General features: G+C 39.0%; 13 protein-coding genes and 2 pseudogenes. 6 read left to right on the forward strand and 9 right to left on the reverse strand.

Translation table 11 applies throughout. The annotated features are described in order from the left end of the window. Window positions 1-78: 78 nt before the first annotated feature. A pseudogene (locus tag IPU53_RS02305) lies at window positions 79-375 on the reverse strand (Rrf2 family transcriptional regulator); the annotation flags it as partial. On the opposite strand from IPU53_RS02305, the pseudogene IPU53_RS02310 reads away from it, so the two are divergent. Further along, a pseudogene (locus IPU53_RS02310) lies at window positions 324-1,790 on the forward strand (Tn3 family transposase); the annotation flags it as partial. The pseudogenes IPU53_RS02305 and IPU53_RS02310 overlap by 52 nt on opposite strands. Before the next feature lie 181 nt (window positions 1,791-1,971). Here the strand turns inward: IPU53_RS02310 and IPU53_RS02315 are convergent. Next, window positions 1,972-3,498 (reverse strand): mechanosensitive ion channel, encoded by a 1,527-nt coding sequence (locus IPU53_RS02315; protein WP_207447146.1) that lies wholly within the window; start codon window positions 3,496-3,498, stop codon window positions 1,972-1,974. A gap of 175 nt (window positions 3,499-3,673) precedes the next feature. On the opposite strand from IPU53_RS02315, the gene IPU53_RS02320 reads away from it, so the two are divergent. Next, complete coding sequence (locus IPU53_RS02320; RefSeq protein WP_313886431.1) at window positions 3,674-5,863, forward strand: ATP-dependent helicase; 2,190 nt, start codon at window positions 3,674-3,676, stop codon at window positions 5,861-5,863. 632 nt (window positions 5,864-6,495) lie between these two features. On the opposite strand, the gene IPU53_RS02325 is transcribed toward IPU53_RS02320, so the two are convergent. The 5 genes from IPU53_RS02325 to IPU53_RS02345 form a co-directional block, all read right to left on the reverse strand. Next, window positions 6,496-7,122 (reverse strand): fumarylacetoacetate hydrolase family protein, encoded by a 627-nt coding sequence (locus IPU53_RS02325; RefSeq protein WP_207447149.1) that lies wholly within the window; start codon window positions 7,120-7,122, stop codon window positions 6,496-6,498. A 67-nt stretch (window positions 7,123-7,189) separates the two neighbouring features. Further along, window positions 7,190-8,794: an ABC1 kinase family protein gene (locus IPU53_RS02330; protein WP_207447151.1), complete on the reverse strand. Its 1,605-nt coding sequence runs from the start codon at window positions 8,792-8,794 to the stop codon at window positions 7,190-7,192. Window positions 8,795-8,936: 142 nt separating this feature from the next. Further along, a complete protein-coding gene (locus IPU53_RS02335) occupies window positions 8,937-10,262 on the reverse strand; it encodes an outer membrane protein assembly factor BamB family protein (protein WP_207447153.1) in 1,326 nt (441 codons plus the stop codon). Window positions 10,263-10,365: 103 nt separating this feature from the next. Next, window positions 10,366-10,716, reverse strand: a complete 351-nt coding sequence (locus IPU53_RS02340; RefSeq protein ID WP_207447155.1) for a hypothetical protein — start codon at window positions 10,714-10,716, stop codon at window positions 10,366-10,368. Beyond that, window positions 10,622-10,930, reverse strand: coding sequence for a hypothetical protein (locus tag IPU53_RS02345; RefSeq protein WP_207447157.1), 309 nt, complete (start codon window positions 10,928-10,930; stop codon window positions 10,622-10,624). Before IPU53_RS02345 ends, IPU53_RS02340 begins: the two co-directional genes overlap by 95 nt. A gap of 109 nt (window positions 10,931-11,039) precedes the next feature. On the opposite strand from IPU53_RS02345, the gene IPU53_RS02350 reads away from it, so the two are divergent. Further along, window positions 11,040-11,534 (forward strand): GNAT family N-acetyltransferase, encoded by a 495-nt coding sequence (locus tag IPU53_RS02350; protein WP_207447159.1) that lies wholly within the window; start codon window positions 11,040-11,042, stop codon window positions 11,532-11,534. Window positions 11,535-11,591: 57 nt separating this feature from the next. Here the strand turns inward: IPU53_RS02350 and IPU53_RS02355 are convergent, their stop codons facing one another. Further along, on the reverse strand, window positions 11,592-12,500 hold the full coding sequence (locus tag IPU53_RS02355; protein WP_207447161.1) for a LysR family transcriptional regulator: 909 nt from the start codon (window positions 12,498-12,500) through the stop codon (window positions 11,592-11,594). 194 nt (window positions 12,501-12,694) lie between these two features. On the opposite strand from IPU53_RS02355, the gene IPU53_RS02360 reads away from it, so the two are divergent. Together IPU53_RS02360 and IPU53_RS02365 are read left to right on the forward strand one after the other, a co-directional pair. Continuing rightward, window positions 12,695-13,795: a 5-methyltetrahydropteroyltriglutamate--homocysteine S-methyltransferase gene (locus IPU53_RS02360; protein ID WP_207447163.1), complete on the forward strand. Its 1,101-nt coding sequence runs from the start codon at window positions 12,695-12,697 to the stop codon at window positions 13,793-13,795. A gap of 139 nt (window positions 13,796-13,934) precedes the next feature. Further along, a complete protein-coding gene (locus IPU53_RS02365) occupies window positions 13,935-15,296 on the forward strand; it encodes an MFS transporter (RefSeq protein ID WP_207447165.1) in 1,362 nt (453 codons plus the stop codon). A 331-nt stretch (window positions 15,297-15,627) separates the two neighbouring features. On the opposite strand, the gene IPU53_RS02370 is transcribed toward IPU53_RS02365, so the two are convergent. After that, window positions 15,628-16,608: a Gfo/Idh/MocA family protein gene (locus IPU53_RS02370; RefSeq protein ID WP_207447167.1), complete on the reverse strand. Its 981-nt coding sequence runs from the start codon at window positions 16,606-16,608 to the stop codon at window positions 15,628-15,630. A gap of 591 nt (window positions 16,609-17,199) precedes the next feature. Here IPU53_RS02370 and IPU53_RS02375 point away from each other — a divergent pair. Continuing rightward, complete coding sequence (locus IPU53_RS02375; RefSeq protein WP_207447169.1) at window positions 17,200-18,183, forward strand: ABC transporter substrate-binding protein; 984 nt, start codon at window positions 17,200-17,202, stop codon at window positions 18,181-18,183. Window positions 18,184-18,223: the final 40 nt, after the last annotated feature.

The raw sequence follows: 18,223 nt of genomic DNA on the forward strand, positions 1-18,223 counted from the left end.
TGAGAGTTTGTTTTAGGGAAATCATTTGGGAACGAAAAATTGGCGAATTACAATTATTCAGAAATGATCCCGCGAGAAACAGCAATCAAACAAAGATGATTTACCTTCAATAGAATGTATGATGTCCAAAAATGAAATGTCTTCCCAATTTTAAATAATCGTATATCCTCCGTGGGCCCCTGAAGAAGAATTAATCATTCCTTCCTTAACCAACTTGGTCAATATTTTAGACAAATACGAAGGAGAAACTTTTTGCATCTCTGCTAACTGTTGTACACCAACGGGTTTTCTCTGATGTATCCATTCCAAGAAAAGCATCGTGTGAAGAGCATAAGCAGGATTTTGATCTACGTCGTGAAGAAAACTATAAAGCATTGAAAAAGCCTATCAATCCCGATGAGTTTATCACAAATTTAAAGGAAGAAATGACAAATGCATTAAATAAATTAGATCAAGGAATCCCTAAGAATAATAAGGTTCGTATTTTAACAAAAGGAAATGGCAGAATATCTATTTCTCCTTTTGACCCAGTACCTGAGCCGGTTAACTTGTCACGATTGAAAACCGAAATTATGAAACGCTGGCCAATGACTAGTTTACTAGATATTCTCAAGGAAGCTGATTTGCGTATAAACTTTACGGAACTTTTTAAAACAACAGCTTCTTATACGGTTTGGGAACAAATGCAGGATTAAAACGAATTTCAAATGGGGAACATGGCGAAAAATATAAAGATTTGTTATATATACGGCGAAAATACATTGATAAAGATAATCTACGAAATGCTATAGCTGAGATTGTAAATGCCATTTTACGAAATAAAATGACAGATATATGGGGAGAAGGAACAACTTCCTGTGCTTCTGATTCTAAGAAATTCGGTGCGTGGGACCAAAATCTAATGACTGAATGGCATATTCGGTATAGGGGTGTCATGATTTACTGGCATGCAGCTAAACATTCAACCTGTATTTATTCCCAATTAAAATCATGCTCTTCTTCTGAGGTAGCATCTATGATTGAAGGAGTCTTGAAGCACTGTACGAGCATGGAGGTTGAAAAGAATTATGTAGACAGTCACGGCCAAAGCGAAGTAGCGTTTGCCTTTTGCCATCTCCTGGGGTTTCAGCTTATGCCAAGATTAAAAGCTATTCACTCTCAAAAGTTGTATAGGCCAGACAGTGGCATGAGTGATGCTTTCCCTAATTTACAACCCATTCTTACAAGACCTATCAACTGGGAAATTGATTCGTCAGCAATATGATCAGATGATTAAATACGCTACAGCCCTGCGTCTTGGAACAGCAGAAACAGAGGCTATCTTAAAACGATTTACAAAAAGTAACTTAAAACACCCTACTTATCAAGCCCTATCTGAACTGGGAAAAGTTATTAAAACTATCTTCTTATGTGATTATATAGGCTCGGAAGATATTCGAAGGGAAATTAATGAAGGCCTCAATGTTGTAGAGAATTGGAATTCCGCCAACGGCTTTATTTTTTACGGAAAAGGGGGAGAAATTTCGACAAATAGATTGGAAGATCAGGAGGTTGCCGTTCTTTCCCTGCATTTATTACAAAATTGTCTCGTGTTTATTAATATACACATGATTCAATCTGTTTTATCGGAAAAGAAGTGGTTGGATATGATGACACCTGAAGATTTGAGAGCATTAAGCCCACTAATCTATAGCCATGTAAATCCTTACGGCATCTTTAAATTGGATATGATGGAACGAATTCCAATCGAAAAAAGGCAATCAGAAATAGAAAACCCTTTGCATTTTTAATTTTATTCCTTATTGCGGGTAGTGACAGCTTCGCTGGTACTACCCCATTTTGGGAACGGCCGATGTCCTTCCACTTTTATTGTGTGGAATCTCCCTGCCAGATTTTATAAAACAAAAAAATAGACGATCAAATAGGGGGCTTTCCCCTGATTCGATCGTCCACTTTATGATCTGCTATTGATTACTCTATCTCATTGTCATTTTTTACTTTCGTTTCTTCAATGGTTTCATCAAATTTACGTAAATATTTACTAGCAAATTCCTTTCCGCCAAGACCAAAGGCTAAGCCAAAGGCAAGCGCAAGCGCTCCAAGGATTAAGGTAAATGCCGATGCGACAATGGATGTGGCAATGCCTAATTGTGTTAAAGCCATAAAGACAGACAATGCAATAATCGCATATTTTGCAAATCCAGCCAAAATCTTAATTGCAGGGCCATGGAGCAAATTGATCAAGACTTTTTCAACGATGTTCGCCAAGATTAAAGCAACACCAAGAATGAGCACTGCAGCCAATACATTTGGTAAATAAGCTGTGATAGCAGCTGCTATACCAACTAGGAAATCAAGTTTAATTAAGTAAAGAGCCTGTATCGTTAGGAAAAAGATGATCAATACTTGCACAATATATCCGACTACAGTAGAAGCCTGCATTTTGGTTGTATCTGCTTTTGTCTGACCCATCTGCAGTTTAGCCGTCATGTTATCAAAGCCAGTACGGCTTAAAAAGTCACTCACAAATCCGCCAATGAATTTACCTAACCAAATTCCGACAAAGACTAAGGCAATGGCGATAAGGATATTCGGAATCATATTCATTACTTCATGCAACATACTGATCGCAGGTTCAGTGATGCCTGTTAAGTCCAATTTTTCAAGTGCTGTAATGGTAACTGGAATCAAGATCAGGATAAAGACAAGATTACCGATAAAGGTAGCTAAGCCTGCATCCCCAAAGATCTTACCCATTTTCAACTTACTTACCAGTTTCTCCGATCCAACCGCTTGTAAAAGATTCACAACAATATTTTTAACAATTCTTGCTAGGAACCAGCCCACTGCAAAAATGATGGCTGCGGCAATTAATTTAGGGATAAAAGCTAAGATCGTCGCCAACAAGCCGCTAAATGGCTCCGAAACTCCTTGAATATTTAAAGCATCCATAACACCAGGAATAAAGATTAGTAGAATGAGATAAAAGGCCACTTTTCCAATTGTTGCTAAATATTCATCCGCTTTTTCGATGGTATTGGCTAATTTTATTTTTACAAGCAAATGGTTCACATGGATTTTTTTACTTCCATGTACAATCGCCCACTGAAGAAGAGCGCCAATCACAAATGCCAAAGCAAGGATTAAAACCGCCTTGAGGACCGCAGGAATAAATGCTAAGAATGTTGAAATTAAATCGGTCAATGGGTTTGCAATCATATTTAAATTTAAAACATTAAAGAACAAAATCAAAACAAAGACAAGTAAAATATAATAAATAATTTTGCCGATAATTTTATTCGAATCGACAGGTGGCTCTCCAGGTCGAACCTTTCTATAAAGCTTTTCATCTAATTTCGTCTTTTTGAGGGCCTTTTCCACCCCACCAGCAATTATTTTGGCAATCAGCCAGCCAACTAGTAATACAAGAATGGCCACAACAAAGTTTTGCACACTGTGGAGGAAACCAGATGTTGCATACATATCAAAGATATTCATATATACACTCTCCTTATTTATTTAGCTAAACGCATCTAGTGGTTATATTACCTATTGTTTTTCGAATTAAACTTTTATTTACAAAATTATATAAAATATAGACAACACCTTATGGACTCCTAGGCAGTATGTTAAAATAATCTATTAATAGCTAAAGCAACAGAAAGGATTTTGCATGATGCTTGTAGGGGAAGAATTTTTTTATAGAAAGAAACAGGAGCTAGGGGTTTCGCTGAATGATGTTCAGAAAAGGGCGGTTTTGAATACAGAAGGGCCATTGCTGCTTCTAGCATCGCCTGGTTCTGGAAAAACGACAACTCTTATTATGAAAATAGGATACTTAATTGAGGTAATAGGGTTAGCTCCTTCACGAATCAAGGCGGTGACCTTCAGTAATGCTTCTGCACGAGATATGAAAGAACGCTATCAACGTTTCTTTCCGACACTCCCCCCTGTCGAGTTTTCAACAATTCATAGCCTTGCCTTTCAGGTTGTACGTGAGTATTTCTATAATAGGAAGCTTCAGTATCAGATCATTGAAGGAACCGATCCTAGCCCATTCAATAAAAAAATGCTTTTACGGGATTTATTTAAGTCGTTCAACCACAAGGCTATAACAGATGATCAGTTGGACGAATTGCTTACATATATTAGTCTGATTAAAAACAAACTAATTCCCAAGGAAAAATGGGCCGATATTTCATGTGATGTTCCAAATGCCTTAGAGATTTTTAAAAAGTACGAACGCTTTAAAAGAGCTGGAACCGATCAACTACTTGTCGACTATGATGATATGCTGACAATCGCCAATCAGGCATTTGAAAAGGAGCATACCTTACTAGCTAAATATCAACGAAAGTACGATTATGTGTTGACCGATGAAAGTCAGGATACCTCACTCGTCCAGCATGCGCTTATAGAAAAATTGGTCGATAACCACAAAAATCTATGCGTCGTGGCAGATGATGACCAATCGATTTATCGCTGGCGAGCCGCGGAGCCACAATATTTACTTGATTTTAAAAAGGTCTATCCGGACGCCCAGACTTTAATGATGGTGCAAAATTATCGTTCCTCCCAAGACATCGTTAGTGTTGCAAATATATTTATTAAACAAAATAAAAATCGTTACAACAAAAATATGTTTACAGAAAATGCAGCCTATACGCCAATCAAATTGAAAACATTAGACGATTATCAATACCAATCCAGCTATTTAGTCGATCAGATTGGCAAAGAAGAGAATCTGCGCGAAATCGCAATTTTATACCGTAATAATGCTTCATCAATTTTACTTCTGGATGCATTGGATCAAGCGCATATTCCTTTTTATATGAAGGATTCCAATAATCGCTTTTTCAGTCATTGGGTTGTGGAAGATGTACTAAACTTTATGCGCTTGTCGTATGACGTGACTCGAGTGGATATTTTTGCGCGAATTTATTCTAAGTTTCATCTTTATCTAAAAAAGGCACAAATCCAACAACTGACTCAACGCTCCAACAATCAATCAGTCTTTGATCTTTTAATCAAATTAGGCGATTTAAAAGATTGGCAAAAGGAAAAAGTGAAAGCTTACCAAAAACACTATCAACAAATGCATGGGAAAACACCTTTTCAAGTAATGCTGATTATTCGCGAAGAATTTGGTTATGAACAAGTGCTCAGAAAAATGTCAGAACAGCTAGGCTTTAACATCGATTATTTATTAGAAGTGCTGAATACACTGGAAGAGATCGCCAAATCAACGAATACAATGGTTGAATTTGCAAAGCGGTTAGATCACCTAGATTCCTTATTGAAGAAATCCAAATATAATAAACAGCAAAATGCCATCACACTTTCCACCTTCCATAGTTCCAAGGGCTTGGAATTTGAGAAGGTCTATATGATCGACTTAATCAAGGGAGTCATCCCTACCAAAGCCGAAGATGAGCTGCTCAAAAAAGGCAAAAGAGAAGAAATGGAAGAAGCTGTGCGTCTTTTCTATGTTGGCATGACAAGAGCAAAAAGGGATTTGGAACTGCTCACTTATAAGAAGAGATTCGGAAAAAAGGTTGGCCCTTCTAAATTTGTACTAGATGTCAAAAGAATCCTTCATCCTAAAGAAGAAAAGCAACAGCAATCTAGCAGAATAACCATATCCCAAAATAAGAATCAAAAAAGGAGAATTCCCAATAACCCTAATGTGATCAGAGATCCCGCGAAACTCCTTTCCGGACTAAAAATCAAACATCGCGTATTTGGGCCAGGCAAAATTGAGCAAAGCTCAAATGACACCCTAATCATTCGTTTCAAAAAGGATTCAAAAACCTTATCAACCGACACCTGCCTAGAACACGGATTACTTGAAGTGGTGGAATAGACGATTCCTGGCACGCCTTGGGTTTTACCGAATATTACTTTTTTAATACCAGTTTCTTCAAGTAAGAACAAAAGCGCGAGCGTCCGTTTAGCGACGTACAAACTTCCATAGTAAGGATGAACAGCTAAAAACGCGACGTCCTGTCGCTTCGTCTGCACTAGTACCTCCTGTACGTCGAACGCTGTTCTGACCTACATCCTGTAGCCCTGAGATAAGGATACACGAAATGCGAAAGACGGCTGATAGGAGCGACAAGCAAATGTTCCTGAAACGAAGAAGGGCGAATTTTCCCTTCTGCGATTCAGGGTTATTTGATCTCAAGCTCCTGCCGTCTGTAGCTAGATAGCACGGCGAAGCATGAGTCGATGTTGACTTACGAAAGTAGAAGCTGAAAGTTTGCTAGTCGCTGGGCGCTGGAGCTGGACGACAAAACTCAAAATTACAACTTATCCACAAGCTCCAACCTTATAATTTCCTAGGCTACAAAAAGCCCGCTATCTCATTATTACAATGAAAAGTGGGCTTTTACTTTTGTCATTTCCTTAGTGAACTTGAATTTTTCTAACGGTTTGTTCCATCTGCGAATCTTAGGTTTGCTTATCAGAAAGCCTAGTTTGAAACAAGCGAGATTTTTAATTCATATGAACAGTAAAACTTCCCTTTCGTTCCTCGCTCCATCGCAATTCGTATTTTTCGTCATCTGCAATGGGACCGACCCCTTCAGGAGTTCCTGTAAATATGATATCTCCTTTTTTCAAACCAAAGTTTGCTTGAATATATGCTAAAATGGTCTCAAAAGAAAAGATCATCGACGTCATATTTCCCTCTTGCACGGTCTCCCCATCACGTAACAAGCTGAAGTTCTTTTTCCTACAGGCTTCCTCACCATGAAAGTCCCAAAAATCCGTTACAATCGCCGCATTTTTAAATCCTTTTGCGAGAAGCCATGGATGCCCCTTCTTTTTCAATTCAGATTGCACATCTCTTAAGGTCAAATCAACCCCAAGTGCCATCTTCGTCACGACTTTATCGACCTGAACATCCTCATCCACTATGTCTTCCCCTATGTATAAAACAATCTCAAGCTCATGATGAATCTCCCCACGATCTCCTGGATAATCGATCACCTGCCCATCCGCATACACTAAAGAATTCACAGGCTTGGAAAACACCATCGGTTGATCCGGCACAGCATTCCCTAGTTCCACCGCGTGATTAACATAATTACGTCCAATACAAAATATATTACGAATTTCCATTTTCTCACACCTTTCGGGGCCTGTCCCCCACCTTGTTAACGCGTTGCCAGAGCGGGGGACAGGCCCCCTATTGCATGTATTTCATCCATTTTTTTAGCTTATAACTATTAATTATATATCCGGCAATCGAAATGACTGATAGAGCAATTGTAAACTTTAAAATAAACGGATTTGATAAGTATGCTCCAACAAGAATACCTAATAGTCCAAGTAATGTTAGCTGAAATAGCTGTTTTTTGCGATTTTCATAGATCGTAAATCGAAATTGTCTTCTTTGTTCATTTTCCTTCAAACGTTCGAATGTTTGTGGTGCTTTTAAAAATTCCGTAATAGAATGAAAGATCTTGAATATTGGCTGTGACTGAAACCATTGCCAAATAAAAGACCATTTACTTCCTTCATGCATTACCCATTCCATGAAAACAGGCTTAGCCAATTCAAGAAGCTCTTCGTCTGGCGTTAAATGAACAATGATCCCTTCAATTGTCACAAAAGAACGCCCTAGAAAAACAAAGTGTGTTGGAACCTGAATGGGAAGCGCTTGAATCATATCGTTCAATTCCAGTTTCAGTGCCAACAAATCCACTTCTGTTAACTGAGTAGGTTGGAAGGTCATCCATTCGGCTAAAACCTTTTCCATTAACCTAGTATCTGCTTCTGGAAGTAAGAATCCTAAACGGGTTAGGCAATCAACAGCTTTTGTATAATTTTTGGCTAGGAAGCTTTCAATTAAGCTTTGAAAGGCAGCTGCGTCATTTTTAGATATTTCCCCCACCATGCCAAAGTCCAGTAAAATGACCCGCCCCTCCTTGGATACAAGAACGTTTCCTTGGTGCGGGTCAGCATGGAATTTCCCTGCCTCAAGCCATTGTGGAAGAAATACTTTTATAAGACGCTGAGCCAATTCCTTACGAGTAATTGGTAATCTCTCAACAGCCTCGGAATTAGTTATTTTCACCCCATCAACCCATTCCATCACCAACACTTTAGATGTACAAAGGGCGGGATAAACAGACGGAACTTGGACAATATCAAGATCTTTAAAACGATCCCTAAAATAAAGAAGCGTTTCTTTCTCCTTGGAAAAGTCGAGTTCTCGCTCAATCACTTGCTTTAACTCTGTAAACAAGACCTTCAAATTAATAAATCCTTTAGGGAGGGGGACAACATGTCTAGCAAACCACATAACGATGCTCAGCGTACGAAAGTCAGTCTGAACAATGGATTGTATATGAGGGCGTTGTACTTTAATCGCCACTGTGGAGCCATCTTTTAGAACACCTCTATACACTTCTCCAATGGACGCAGAAGCAATTGCCTCCTTTTCGATCGAACGCAATAATTCGCTATAATCACTTCCCCACTCAGCTTTGAGCGACTCCCGAATTTCCTTCCAGGCAGAAGGAGGGACATGGTCGGTAAGATCTTCTATTTCCTTAATAAATGCTGGTGGCAATAGATCTGCGCGGGTACTAATAATCTGTCCAACCTTAATTAGCAAACCCTCTAATTCAAAAAGCAACCGTCGAAACCTTCTCCCAATACTCCCCCATAAATCTTCCCAATCCGCCTCAGACTTCCTACCTACTTTATACCAGTAAATTTGCATAAATATAATAAAAAACAAAGACAACACCTTGAACATTCGAATAAACTTACCTCTAGTCTTCATCAAGGCCCCTCTTCTCTTCATTGGCGACTTTAATACATTCACTTACTAGTTCACCAACAGAACGCAAATCTCCTTCTTTAATTATCCGGGGACAGGCCCCCAATCCGTTAATGCGTTACAACAGCGGGGGACAGGCCCCACTTTACTTAATAAAATAAGCTGTTTTTTCGAAGAAGAGGGCTAAGTATTCATCGTTGATATAGTTTTCCATATAAAGATACTGATTGTTAGCGGCTTTGGCCATTTTATCGTTTAGTTCGATGTTTTCTATTAGTTCACCTGTTTCGGGTTCTAGTTTTAGTACCTTCGTTGGGGCAGAGGAGTCTTCTCCACCTTCTTGAGTTAGAAGATATAAGGTGTCATCCATAAGATAGGCACCAAATATAAAGTGTTGGCCAAAGTCAATGGACCAGGCTTCTTCCCCTGCCTCCATATCAGCTGCAATCAAGGTCGTGTCTCCACTATCAAAATCCATATTTTGGTAGATCACAAGTGAATCTTTAAAAACGGGATACGGGGCAACTGGTCCTATAATGCTTCCTGGAAATTCATATTCATCCACTGGTTCCCCTGTCGTTGCATCATAGCTGTAGAACACACTATCTCCATCTAAAATATATAAAATATCTCCCGCGACAATGGGAATGAAATAACGCAAATTATCAGGTGAATCCTGTGTCCACTCCTCTTCACCTGTCTCCTTTTGCAATGCGGTTAGTTGCAATTCATTGCTCACATAATAGACAAGATCACCATGAAAGGCGAGCTGAAACAAAGAACCTTTAGAATTCTCCTTTAGTGCACCTATTTCTTGTTCCCAAATAAGAGAGCCATCCTTTACATTATATTTATATAGCGTAAATTCATCCGAGAATAACATATCATCGGGCTTTGACCGTAGTCCAGCTGCAAAATAAAGGGCATCATCGATCACATAAATATCACTCAGATCATTATACTCATCCAGATTGATTTTATAGACAGAGTCTCCTGTTTCTTTATCTAGAGCCTCGATGAATGCTTCTGTCCCCTCTTCGGTTTCGTTATTGACCAAAATGTAGTCATCTGTCTTCACATTCGGCCTTCTAAACGGGTAAGGGACTTCACTATGCCAAATTTCCTCCATATCCTTAGTATAAGCAACAGTCTCATTGTTTTCTGTATTAATAAAAAATTGATCTCCGTCTAAAAAGGCACGGTTTTCCATATTCTTGTCTGTCTCGATACGAATCCAATTGTCTTGATCATACTCATCAATCGATATACTCTCGAAATCATCAATAGAAGCTAACGGTGTACTAGAAGTTTCCTCTTCATTCCCCTCAGAATCTTCCCCTGTCCCATTCTTCTCCTCAGTTGTTGTATTTTCATTCTTTTTCTTTTCATCATCCTTCGGACTAGCATTACTTGCACAACCTGCCATGACTAAAAACAATGCCATACTTAACAATAAAACGATTTTCTTCATGAAAACATCCTTCTAATTTTATGTATTTTAGACTTTTTAATCTCAAACTATACCCTTTCTGTCAGTCTACTAAACGAGAAAGGGAATAATAACCATTAAACCTTCATTCTAGTACCTTAAAATCAACATTCGCCTCAATCTTAACATACTCTCCCTCTTCTCCCAACTTCGCAAAAAAATCGGTGTATCCATTTACCTGATAATAGCCGGTCGGGAATCCTTTGCCTTCCAAAAAGAGATCTATAAATTTATGATAGGATGAATCTTCTTCAGAAAACATCACCGCTTTCTTTGCATACGTTTCACGATAAGGCTCTCCCTGCTTCAACTTAGTTGTCACACCAATTTCTCGTACGCTGCTATGAATCTGATAACCACGCACCTTTTCTTCGATTGGGAATAAAATGGCGGAGGCAGAATGAACGATCGCAACTTCCCTTTTTTTCTCCAACATATTCTATCTCCCCATATAACTTGACTTCTTCATCTTTACTGTACTCATCTTTTTCACTCACTAGCCGAAATATAAAATCCCCCTGCTTTACCTGATCTTCCGTTTGTTCTACCTTATAGTGCTCCAATTCCTTCGGGTCAATTTGAGAAGATGATTGACAGCCAGCTACCAGAACGACAAATAACAAAAGTAAGATTAGCAATAATCGGTTCACAAAGCTCCTCCTATTCTAAGCATCCTATATTAATCAGTATAAATGAAGTAATTTGAAAGCATCGAAACTATTATATAATGAAAGAATCGAATTCATGGAGGTAGATATTTTGAAATGGAGAGATTACGATATAAAAATTGACAAAAAGATTGACGCTTGGATATTGCCATCATTCAGCGATAACGCCAATTTAATAAATAAATATGCTTTTTTTCATGAGCCTATCTCCCAACAATATATTTGGTATAAAGAGCACCCGTCTGAAGGGTCAAATATTGCTGATTACTTTAAAGTCGTGGAAATGGAGAATGAAATCCTTGCATTTTTTATTTTTAATTATTTCAAGGATGATCATAAAAGATTAGTTTTAGGCATTAATCCAATGGCAATTCATCCTCAACATATCAACCAAGGTTATGGAACACTCATTCTATCTAACCTGATAACCAATACTGAAACAATCATAGGTCAAAAAGTAGAAATTATTTACGCAGGTATTGATGAAAAAAATGTCATTAGTACAAACCTCTTCTTAAAATTCGGTTTTAAAGAAGCAGGGAGATCACCAGATAAGGAATTTATTTATTATGAATTAAAAAAATAGCAAACGGGGACTGTCCCCCAATCCGTTAATGCGTTACAACAGCGGGGGACAGGCCCCCTAAACATAAAACCCAATAATTCGTTCAAGTTCTTCTAAATATAGCTTGGCCATGCGGCTTAGTTGGGCTTTTTTGTGGACGATCCAGCCGACGGAGATGACTTCTCCTTCTTCTAGTGGTACGGAGACGATATCGGAACCATTAAGGTCGGCGCTTAAGATGCCTGTTGAAATCGTATATCCATTCAGTCCAATTAATAAATTAAATAAGGTGGCGCGGTCGCTTACTTGAATGCTCTTTTTGCTGGGGATCGTACTAAAGATTTCCTCTGAGTAATAAAACGAGTTATATTCCCCTTGCTCAAAAGTAAGACGCGGGTAGTCTTCTAGGTCCTGCAAAGTAACCGATGACCTGCTAGCCAGCGGATTTTGTGAGCTTACAAAAATATGAGGAGTGGCTTTAAAGAGCAAATGAAACTCAAGCCCTTCTTCCTTAAGCAGCTGCATCATCACTTTTTCATTAAACAAACTGACATATAAAATCCCAATTTCACTACGTAATGTTTTAACATCTTCTATAATTTCATAGGTTCTCGTCTCACGCATGGTAAATTGATATTTATCGGAACCATGCCTCTTAATCATTTCGACCAGTGCATTTACAGCAAAGGCATAATGCTGTGTCGAGACCGAAAAAAGTTGTGGTGATGGGTCAGCATTAAAATAGCGACTTTCTAAAAGCTCTACTTGCTCCACTACTTGCCTTGCATAACCAAGAAACTCTGCCCCATCCGGCGAAAGGGTAATACCGGTTGATGTCCGAGTAAAAATCGTTTTCCCAATTTCCCCTTCAAGATTCTTGATTGCTTTTGACAGGCTCGGCTGTGAAATATAAAGTTTCCGCGCTGCTTCGTTCATAGAGCCGCTTCTAACAATTTCAATCACATATTTTAATTGTTGTAAATTCATCTTTCGTCCCTCATATTCAACACTGTATTTTATTCCTTGAATCTCATAAGAACTACTCTATCTATTATAGCCTTAAGTTATAACCAACTATATCTTTTTTCAGTTACACTATAATACGTTCCCATGATAAGATTCAATATATTCGATTTAAAAGGATGTTCAAATAGACTTTTTTATGGAAAAGAGGGACTTTCATGCAAACGAAGACGACAACATTTTTCCGAGCCGACCAGGTTGGTAGCTTATTAAGAACGGAAATAATTAAAAACGCACGGTTACAGAAAACTTCTGGAGAAATTACACCAGAGCAACTGCGTGCAATTGAGGATACTGAAATCAAGAGAATTGTCGCGAAGCAAAAAGAGGTTGGGCTTCAAGCCGTAACAGATGGTGAATTCCGCAGAGCTTGGTGGCATTTCGATTTCTTAGAGGATTTAGTTGGGGTTGAAGGCTATTGGTCAGGAAGCGGAATTCAATTTCAACAACAACAAACAAGATCACGTGCGATTAAAGTCACAAGTAAATTAGATTTTTCTCAACATCCTATGCTAGATGATTATAAATTTCTTCATACGGCAGCTGGAGATCATGTTGCAAAATTTGCTATTCCCAGTCCAAGTATGCTTCATTTTCGAGGAGAAATCGATCCTGCTGTTTATCCAGATGAAGAAGAATTCTTTGATGATTTAGCAAAAGCTTATAAAAAAGGGATACAAACTTTTTATGATGCTGGTTGCCGTTATCTTCAGCTAGACGATACAGCTTGGGCATACTTATGTTCAGAGGAACAAAAAGAGCAATTGCGTACCAAAGGAAAAGACCCCGAATACTTAATTAACATGTATCTTGATACATTAAACAAAGCGGTAGCTGACCGTCCTGACGACTTAAATGTGACCATGCATATTTGCCGTGGGAATTTCCGTTCTACCTGGATTTCTTCGGGAGGATATGAACCTGTGGCAGAAAAACTCTTTGGCCATTTAAATATCGATGGGTTCTTTCTAGAGTATGATAATGATCGTTCAGGTGGGTTTGAACCGTTGCGCTTTGTCAATCGATCGGATTTAAATATTGTCCTCGGCTTGATTACGTCAAAGCATGGGAAACTGGAACCAAAAGAAGATATTATAAGAAGAATTGAAGAAGCTTCCCAATTTGTTGATTTTAGCCAACTCGCTCTAAGTCCTCAATGTGGATTTGCTTCAACCGAAGAGGGCAACCTGTTGACCGAAGAGGAACAATGGGAAAAGCTTCGTTATGTAGTCGAGCTTGCTGAAGATGTTTGGAAATAATTACGAGCTTGAAAGATAATGGAGACGAGGAAGAACGTGCTAACTATGCTGTTCTTCCCTCTTACTCTGTTTTACGAAATCAACATTTTTCTGTTTTGTTTTCTAAATATTGAAAAAACATATACACAAGGAGATTGACATGCGCGTTGTTCAGACTACACAAGTTATCGCCGAAAGTAAATTCAATAAATTTCATTTATTAGTATTTTTATGGTGCTTTTATGCCATTGCATTTGATGGGTTTGACATCGCTCTCTACGGAATTGGATTGCCTTTTATGATGGATGACTTCGGCTTAACGACCGTGGAAGCAGGAGCAATTGGTAGTTATTCATTAATAGGCATGATGATCGGCTCCTTTGTTCTCGGGTCCCTTTCTGACCTAATCGGCCGTAAAAAAATATTAGCAATTTGTATGGGATTATTCAGCTTGTTCTCCTTATTAGCCGGTTTTGCGCCTAATGCAACCACTTTTACTATTATGCGCTTTATTTCTGCTCTTGGGATGGGTGGTTTGATGCCCGCTGTTATTGCAATCATGACTGAATATTCCCCGAAGAAGAATCGGGCTTTAACGGTTGCATTAATGTACTGTGGCTATTCAATCGGTGGAATTTTGGCCTCTCTGATTGGTATGTATGCCATGGAGAGTCTTGGATGGAGATTTCTCTATTGGTTGGGAATTATTCCTTTGCTTACTTTGCCATTTTTCCTCAAACAATTTCCCGAATCCTTATCCTATTCGATTCTTCGGAAACAAGGAGGCAAAATTGCCACCATTCTTAACAAAGTGAATCCAAAAGGCGACTATCAGGCAACAGATGATTTTGAATATGCGACTGTTCAAGAACAAGCAAAAGGATTACCAGTGAAAAAGCTATTTTCCGATCGTCGTCTTGTTAGTACATTGGCCTTCTGGGTGGCTGTCTTTAGCTGCCTGCTTATGATTTACGGTTTAAATACTTGGCTACCTAAAATCATGCAAGAATCGGGCTTTGGCATTACATCGAGTCTATCATTTAACCTAGTATTGGCCGTTGGGCAAATTGGTGGATCCTTACTTGGTGGAATCCTTGTCGAGCGACTTGGCCATCGAAAAGTACTGTTATTCATGTTCTTAATCGGAGCGGTTTGCTTTATTTCCCTTAGCATGACATCACATACACTCGTTTTATATGGATTGATTGCTCTTGGCGGAGCTTGCACAGGCGGTACACAAAATTTGGTGAATCCTTATATATCCGAATTTTACCCACGTGAAATCCGCGCAACAGGACTTAGTGTAACAGTTGGCATTGGGCGGATCGGAGCAATATTAGCGCCTGTTATCATTGGTCTCTTACTTGCGACAAATGTGGCCCCTCAAAGCGCCTTTATGGCATTTGCCATTCCTAGTATTCTAGGAGGAGTGGCCTTCTTATTCGTCCAAGAAAAATATGGGAGCTTTGATAAAGTCTTGAAATCCACATCCTCTAAAGGACTGGAGAATAAGGCGGGATGATTTGAAGCCTCTCTTTTAAAATTTGCTTAGTACCTCGTGTAGACAGAAATAGACCTCGCCTCTCCTTACTTGGAGGGCGGGTCTATTTTTTCATTATTGAACTGAGGATACTTTGTAACGCAACCTTTTTTATAACATTTTCTTTGTACGAAGAGGCGCTAATTTCATTGCCGCCTCCAATCAAAAAGAACCAAACCGGATAAAAGCACTGGCGCCCCGTAAATCGAAAGTTCGAGGCGGACTGCCCGTTTGTGGTGACTTTGACGTTCGACACAGGACGAAATGTCTCTTTTATCGGCCTTTTTGAACATCCTCTTAAAAATCTAGCTGATTATGAATATACTAAGCCCCATTGCTTACGAAGAGCATCCATTGTTTTCATAATATCGTGGGTTTCTTCTAAAGGCATGGTGGAGCTTTCAAGCTTCCCTGCTCTTAAACAAGCCATCGCCTCTTCAGCTTCAAAAAGATAGCCTTGAAGTTTTCGATCATCTTGAAATTCGACTACGTCTGAACCTGATTGGTGTAAATAGGCCCCATCTCCAAATAAGAAGTTAGGAAGGCGGATAAAGCCTTCTGTTCCATAAATATACGCATCATTGGCTAAGTTAAGCCGCACTCCTGAGTTTAGCATTGCTGTTTTTCCATCCGGATACTCGAAGAGAGCAGAAAAGTGTTCATCTACACCCGTTTCTCCTATGTGAGCACTGCTTTTAATTTGCGATGGTTGCTGACCGAAAATGAATGAGGCGAAAGAAATTGGATAAATACCGGCATCCAACATCGCGCCACCCCCTAGTCGCTTATCTAACAAGCGACTCTTGGGGCTCCATCCCACATTAAAGCCAAAATTAGCTGTCAGCATTCGCACTTCGCCAATTTTCCCTTCCTCTAACCATTTCTTCGCTTTCACAATAGCCGGTAAATAACGTGTCCACATCGCTTCCATTAAAAAAGTATTATTTTCTTTTGCCACTTGAATTAATTCCTCAGCCTCTTCTGCATCCATCGTAAACGGTTTCTCACATAATACTGCTTTACCAGACTTTAAACATTGCAATGCACATTCTTTATGCTGAGTATGTAATGTCCCAATATAAACAATCTCAATCTCTTGATCTTGCAAAAATTGATCATAGTTATCATAAGGACGGGCAATATTGAATTCGCTTGCAAAGGCAGCCGCCTTTCCCTCTGTTCTTGACGCTACAGCCAATAGTTCAGCATTTTCCGATTGCACTAAATCTGAGGCAAACTTTCGCGAGATATTCCCCGCACCCATAATTCCCCACTTTATTTTACGCTCTGTCATGTTCATTCCCCTTTCAATTTATGTTCCTATTCTAAATTGTACCTTACTATCTAATAAATTTCCTCTATAGATTCCAGAGAAGCCTTAAAAGACCTATACATATTTCAGTCACTTTCCTCTTTCAAGGCCATCATCCCGTTCCATCAATACCTTACCCTTAGACATCATCCCCTCCATTCACTTCTATATAACTATTCTCGCTTTTGCAGCATTTCCCTGCTTAAATTCCACCAAAAATTAGGAAACTTGCAAGCTCCTTTTTGACGACTTTTTATCGTATAAAACGAATTAAAAATAAAATTGAGAATCTAATTTACTCTCCTCCTTAGATGTCTTATAATGAAGGTGCATAAGAAAGTTTTGGGTAAATGGCTATATCACGATGTGAATGTTTGAACAAGTCTTTTCCGTTCTTGCATTATCCAAATTTTTGGTGAAACGTTTAGATTAGGTAGGTGCCAACAGCTTAAAGCTTTTAAATCGAGCGTATAGCCGTTTTTCCAATACAAGCCTAATAGCTTTTTCCTTTCGTTTGTTAGAAGTATTTTAGATCCTCCATTTAAAAATATGAAAAAAGGGGCGTTCATTCTCATGAAGAAAAGTTTAAGTGTACTAGTTGTACTTTTATTAATGTTGGTACCGCTATTAAGTGCGTGTAATTCAGGAACACAGGATGATGATTCAGGTAACGATTCAGGCGAAAAATCAAGTACAGAGAAACATAAAGTTGGAATTCTTGCACCTGCTGTCACGCATGGTTGGGTATCAGATGTAGCCCATCAGGCAGAGACACGTGCGAAGGAATTGTCTGATGAGATTGATTACCAAATCCAAACAAGTTCTAATGCAGAAGAAATGACTTCTCAATTAGATGATTTAATGACATGGGGTGCGGAAGCCATTGTAGCGTTCCCTCAATGGGAAGGTATGGAAATCCCCATCCAGACCGCTCTTGATGCTGGTATTAAAGTAGTAAACTTTGATATCGAAATTGACGCAGATGGGGTTTACCGCGTATCTGGCGATAATGAAGGTATGGGAATTGAAAGTGCAAAATATATTATTGATAAAATTGGTACAGAAGGTAATGTCGTTGTCCTAGAGGTGCCATCCTCTGGTTCTGTTTCCAAGTTAAGAAAACAAGGTTTTATGGACACGATGGAGGAAATGGCTCCTGACATGGAAATTAGCACATATGCGACTCAGTTTACACGAGAAGATGGTTTGAAGGATTTTGCTGATATTTTAACAAGTAATAAACATATTGATGCTGTCTTTTCTATGGATGACGAAACATCCGTTGGTGTTCTACAAGCAATTAGTGAAGCTGGCAGAGATGATATTAAAGTAGTGACTGGCGGAGGCGGTATGCAAGAATACTTCAACATGATGCCAGAAAACGAAGATATTTGGATTCAATCAACACTTTATAGCCCAGCTATGGTGAAGGACGCTGTCGATGTCTCGCTTAAATTATTAAATGGAGAAGATGCGGACGAAGTAACGATCATCCCTACAACCGTTGTGGACCGGGATAATTACGAAGAATTCATTGACGAAGACTCTTCCTACTAAGAAAAAGGGCTAAGTTCGCGACGTCCTGTCGCTTCGTCTA

Source organism: Bacillus sp. SD088 (assembly GCF_017355205.1).
Classification (GTDB): Bacteria; Bacillota; Bacilli; order Bacillales; family Bacillaceae_C; genus Lederbergia.

Excerpts from the sequence above, each read along its gene's own strand:
- IPU53_RS02315 (WP_207447146.1), bottom strand. The coding sequence starts at position 3,498 with ATGAATATCTTTGATATGTATGCAACATCTGGTTTCCTCCACAGTGTG.
- IPU53_RS02320 (WP_313886431.1), top strand. The coding sequence starts at position 3,674 with ATGATGCTTGTAGGGGAAGAATTTTTTTATAGAAAGAAACAGGAGCTA.
- IPU53_RS02325 (WP_207447149.1), bottom strand. The coding sequence starts at position 7,122 with ATGGAAATTCGTAATATATTTTGTATTGGACGTAATTATGTTAATCAC.
- IPU53_RS02330 (WP_207447151.1), bottom strand. The coding sequence starts at position 8,794 with ATGAAGACTAGAGGTAAGTTTATTCGAATGTTCAAGGTGTTGTCTTTG.
- IPU53_RS02335 (WP_207447153.1), bottom strand. The coding sequence starts at position 10,262 with ATGAAGAAAATCGTTTTATTGTTAAGTATGGCATTGTTTTTAGTCATG.
- IPU53_RS02340 (WP_207447155.1), bottom strand. The coding sequence starts at position 10,716 with ATGTTGGAGAAAAAAAGGGAAGTTGCGATCGTTCATTCTGCCTCCGCC.
- IPU53_RS02355 (WP_207447161.1), bottom strand. The coding sequence starts at position 12,500 with ATGAATTTACAACAATTAAAATATGTGATTGAAATTGTTAGAAGCGGC.
- IPU53_RS02360 (WP_207447163.1), top strand. The coding sequence starts at position 12,695 with ATGCAAACGAAGACGACAACATTTTTCCGAGCCGACCAGGTTGGTAGC.
- IPU53_RS02365 (WP_207447165.1), top strand. The coding sequence starts at position 13,935 with ATGCGCGTTGTTCAGACTACACAAGTTATCGCCGAAAGTAAATTCAAT.
- IPU53_RS02370 (WP_207447167.1), bottom strand. The coding sequence starts at position 16,608 with ATGACAGAGCGTAAAATAAAGTGGGGAATTATGGGTGCGGGGAATATC.
- IPU53_RS02375 (WP_207447169.1), top strand. The coding sequence starts at position 17,200 with ATGAAGAAAAGTTTAAGTGTACTAGTTGTACTTTTATTAATGTTGGTA.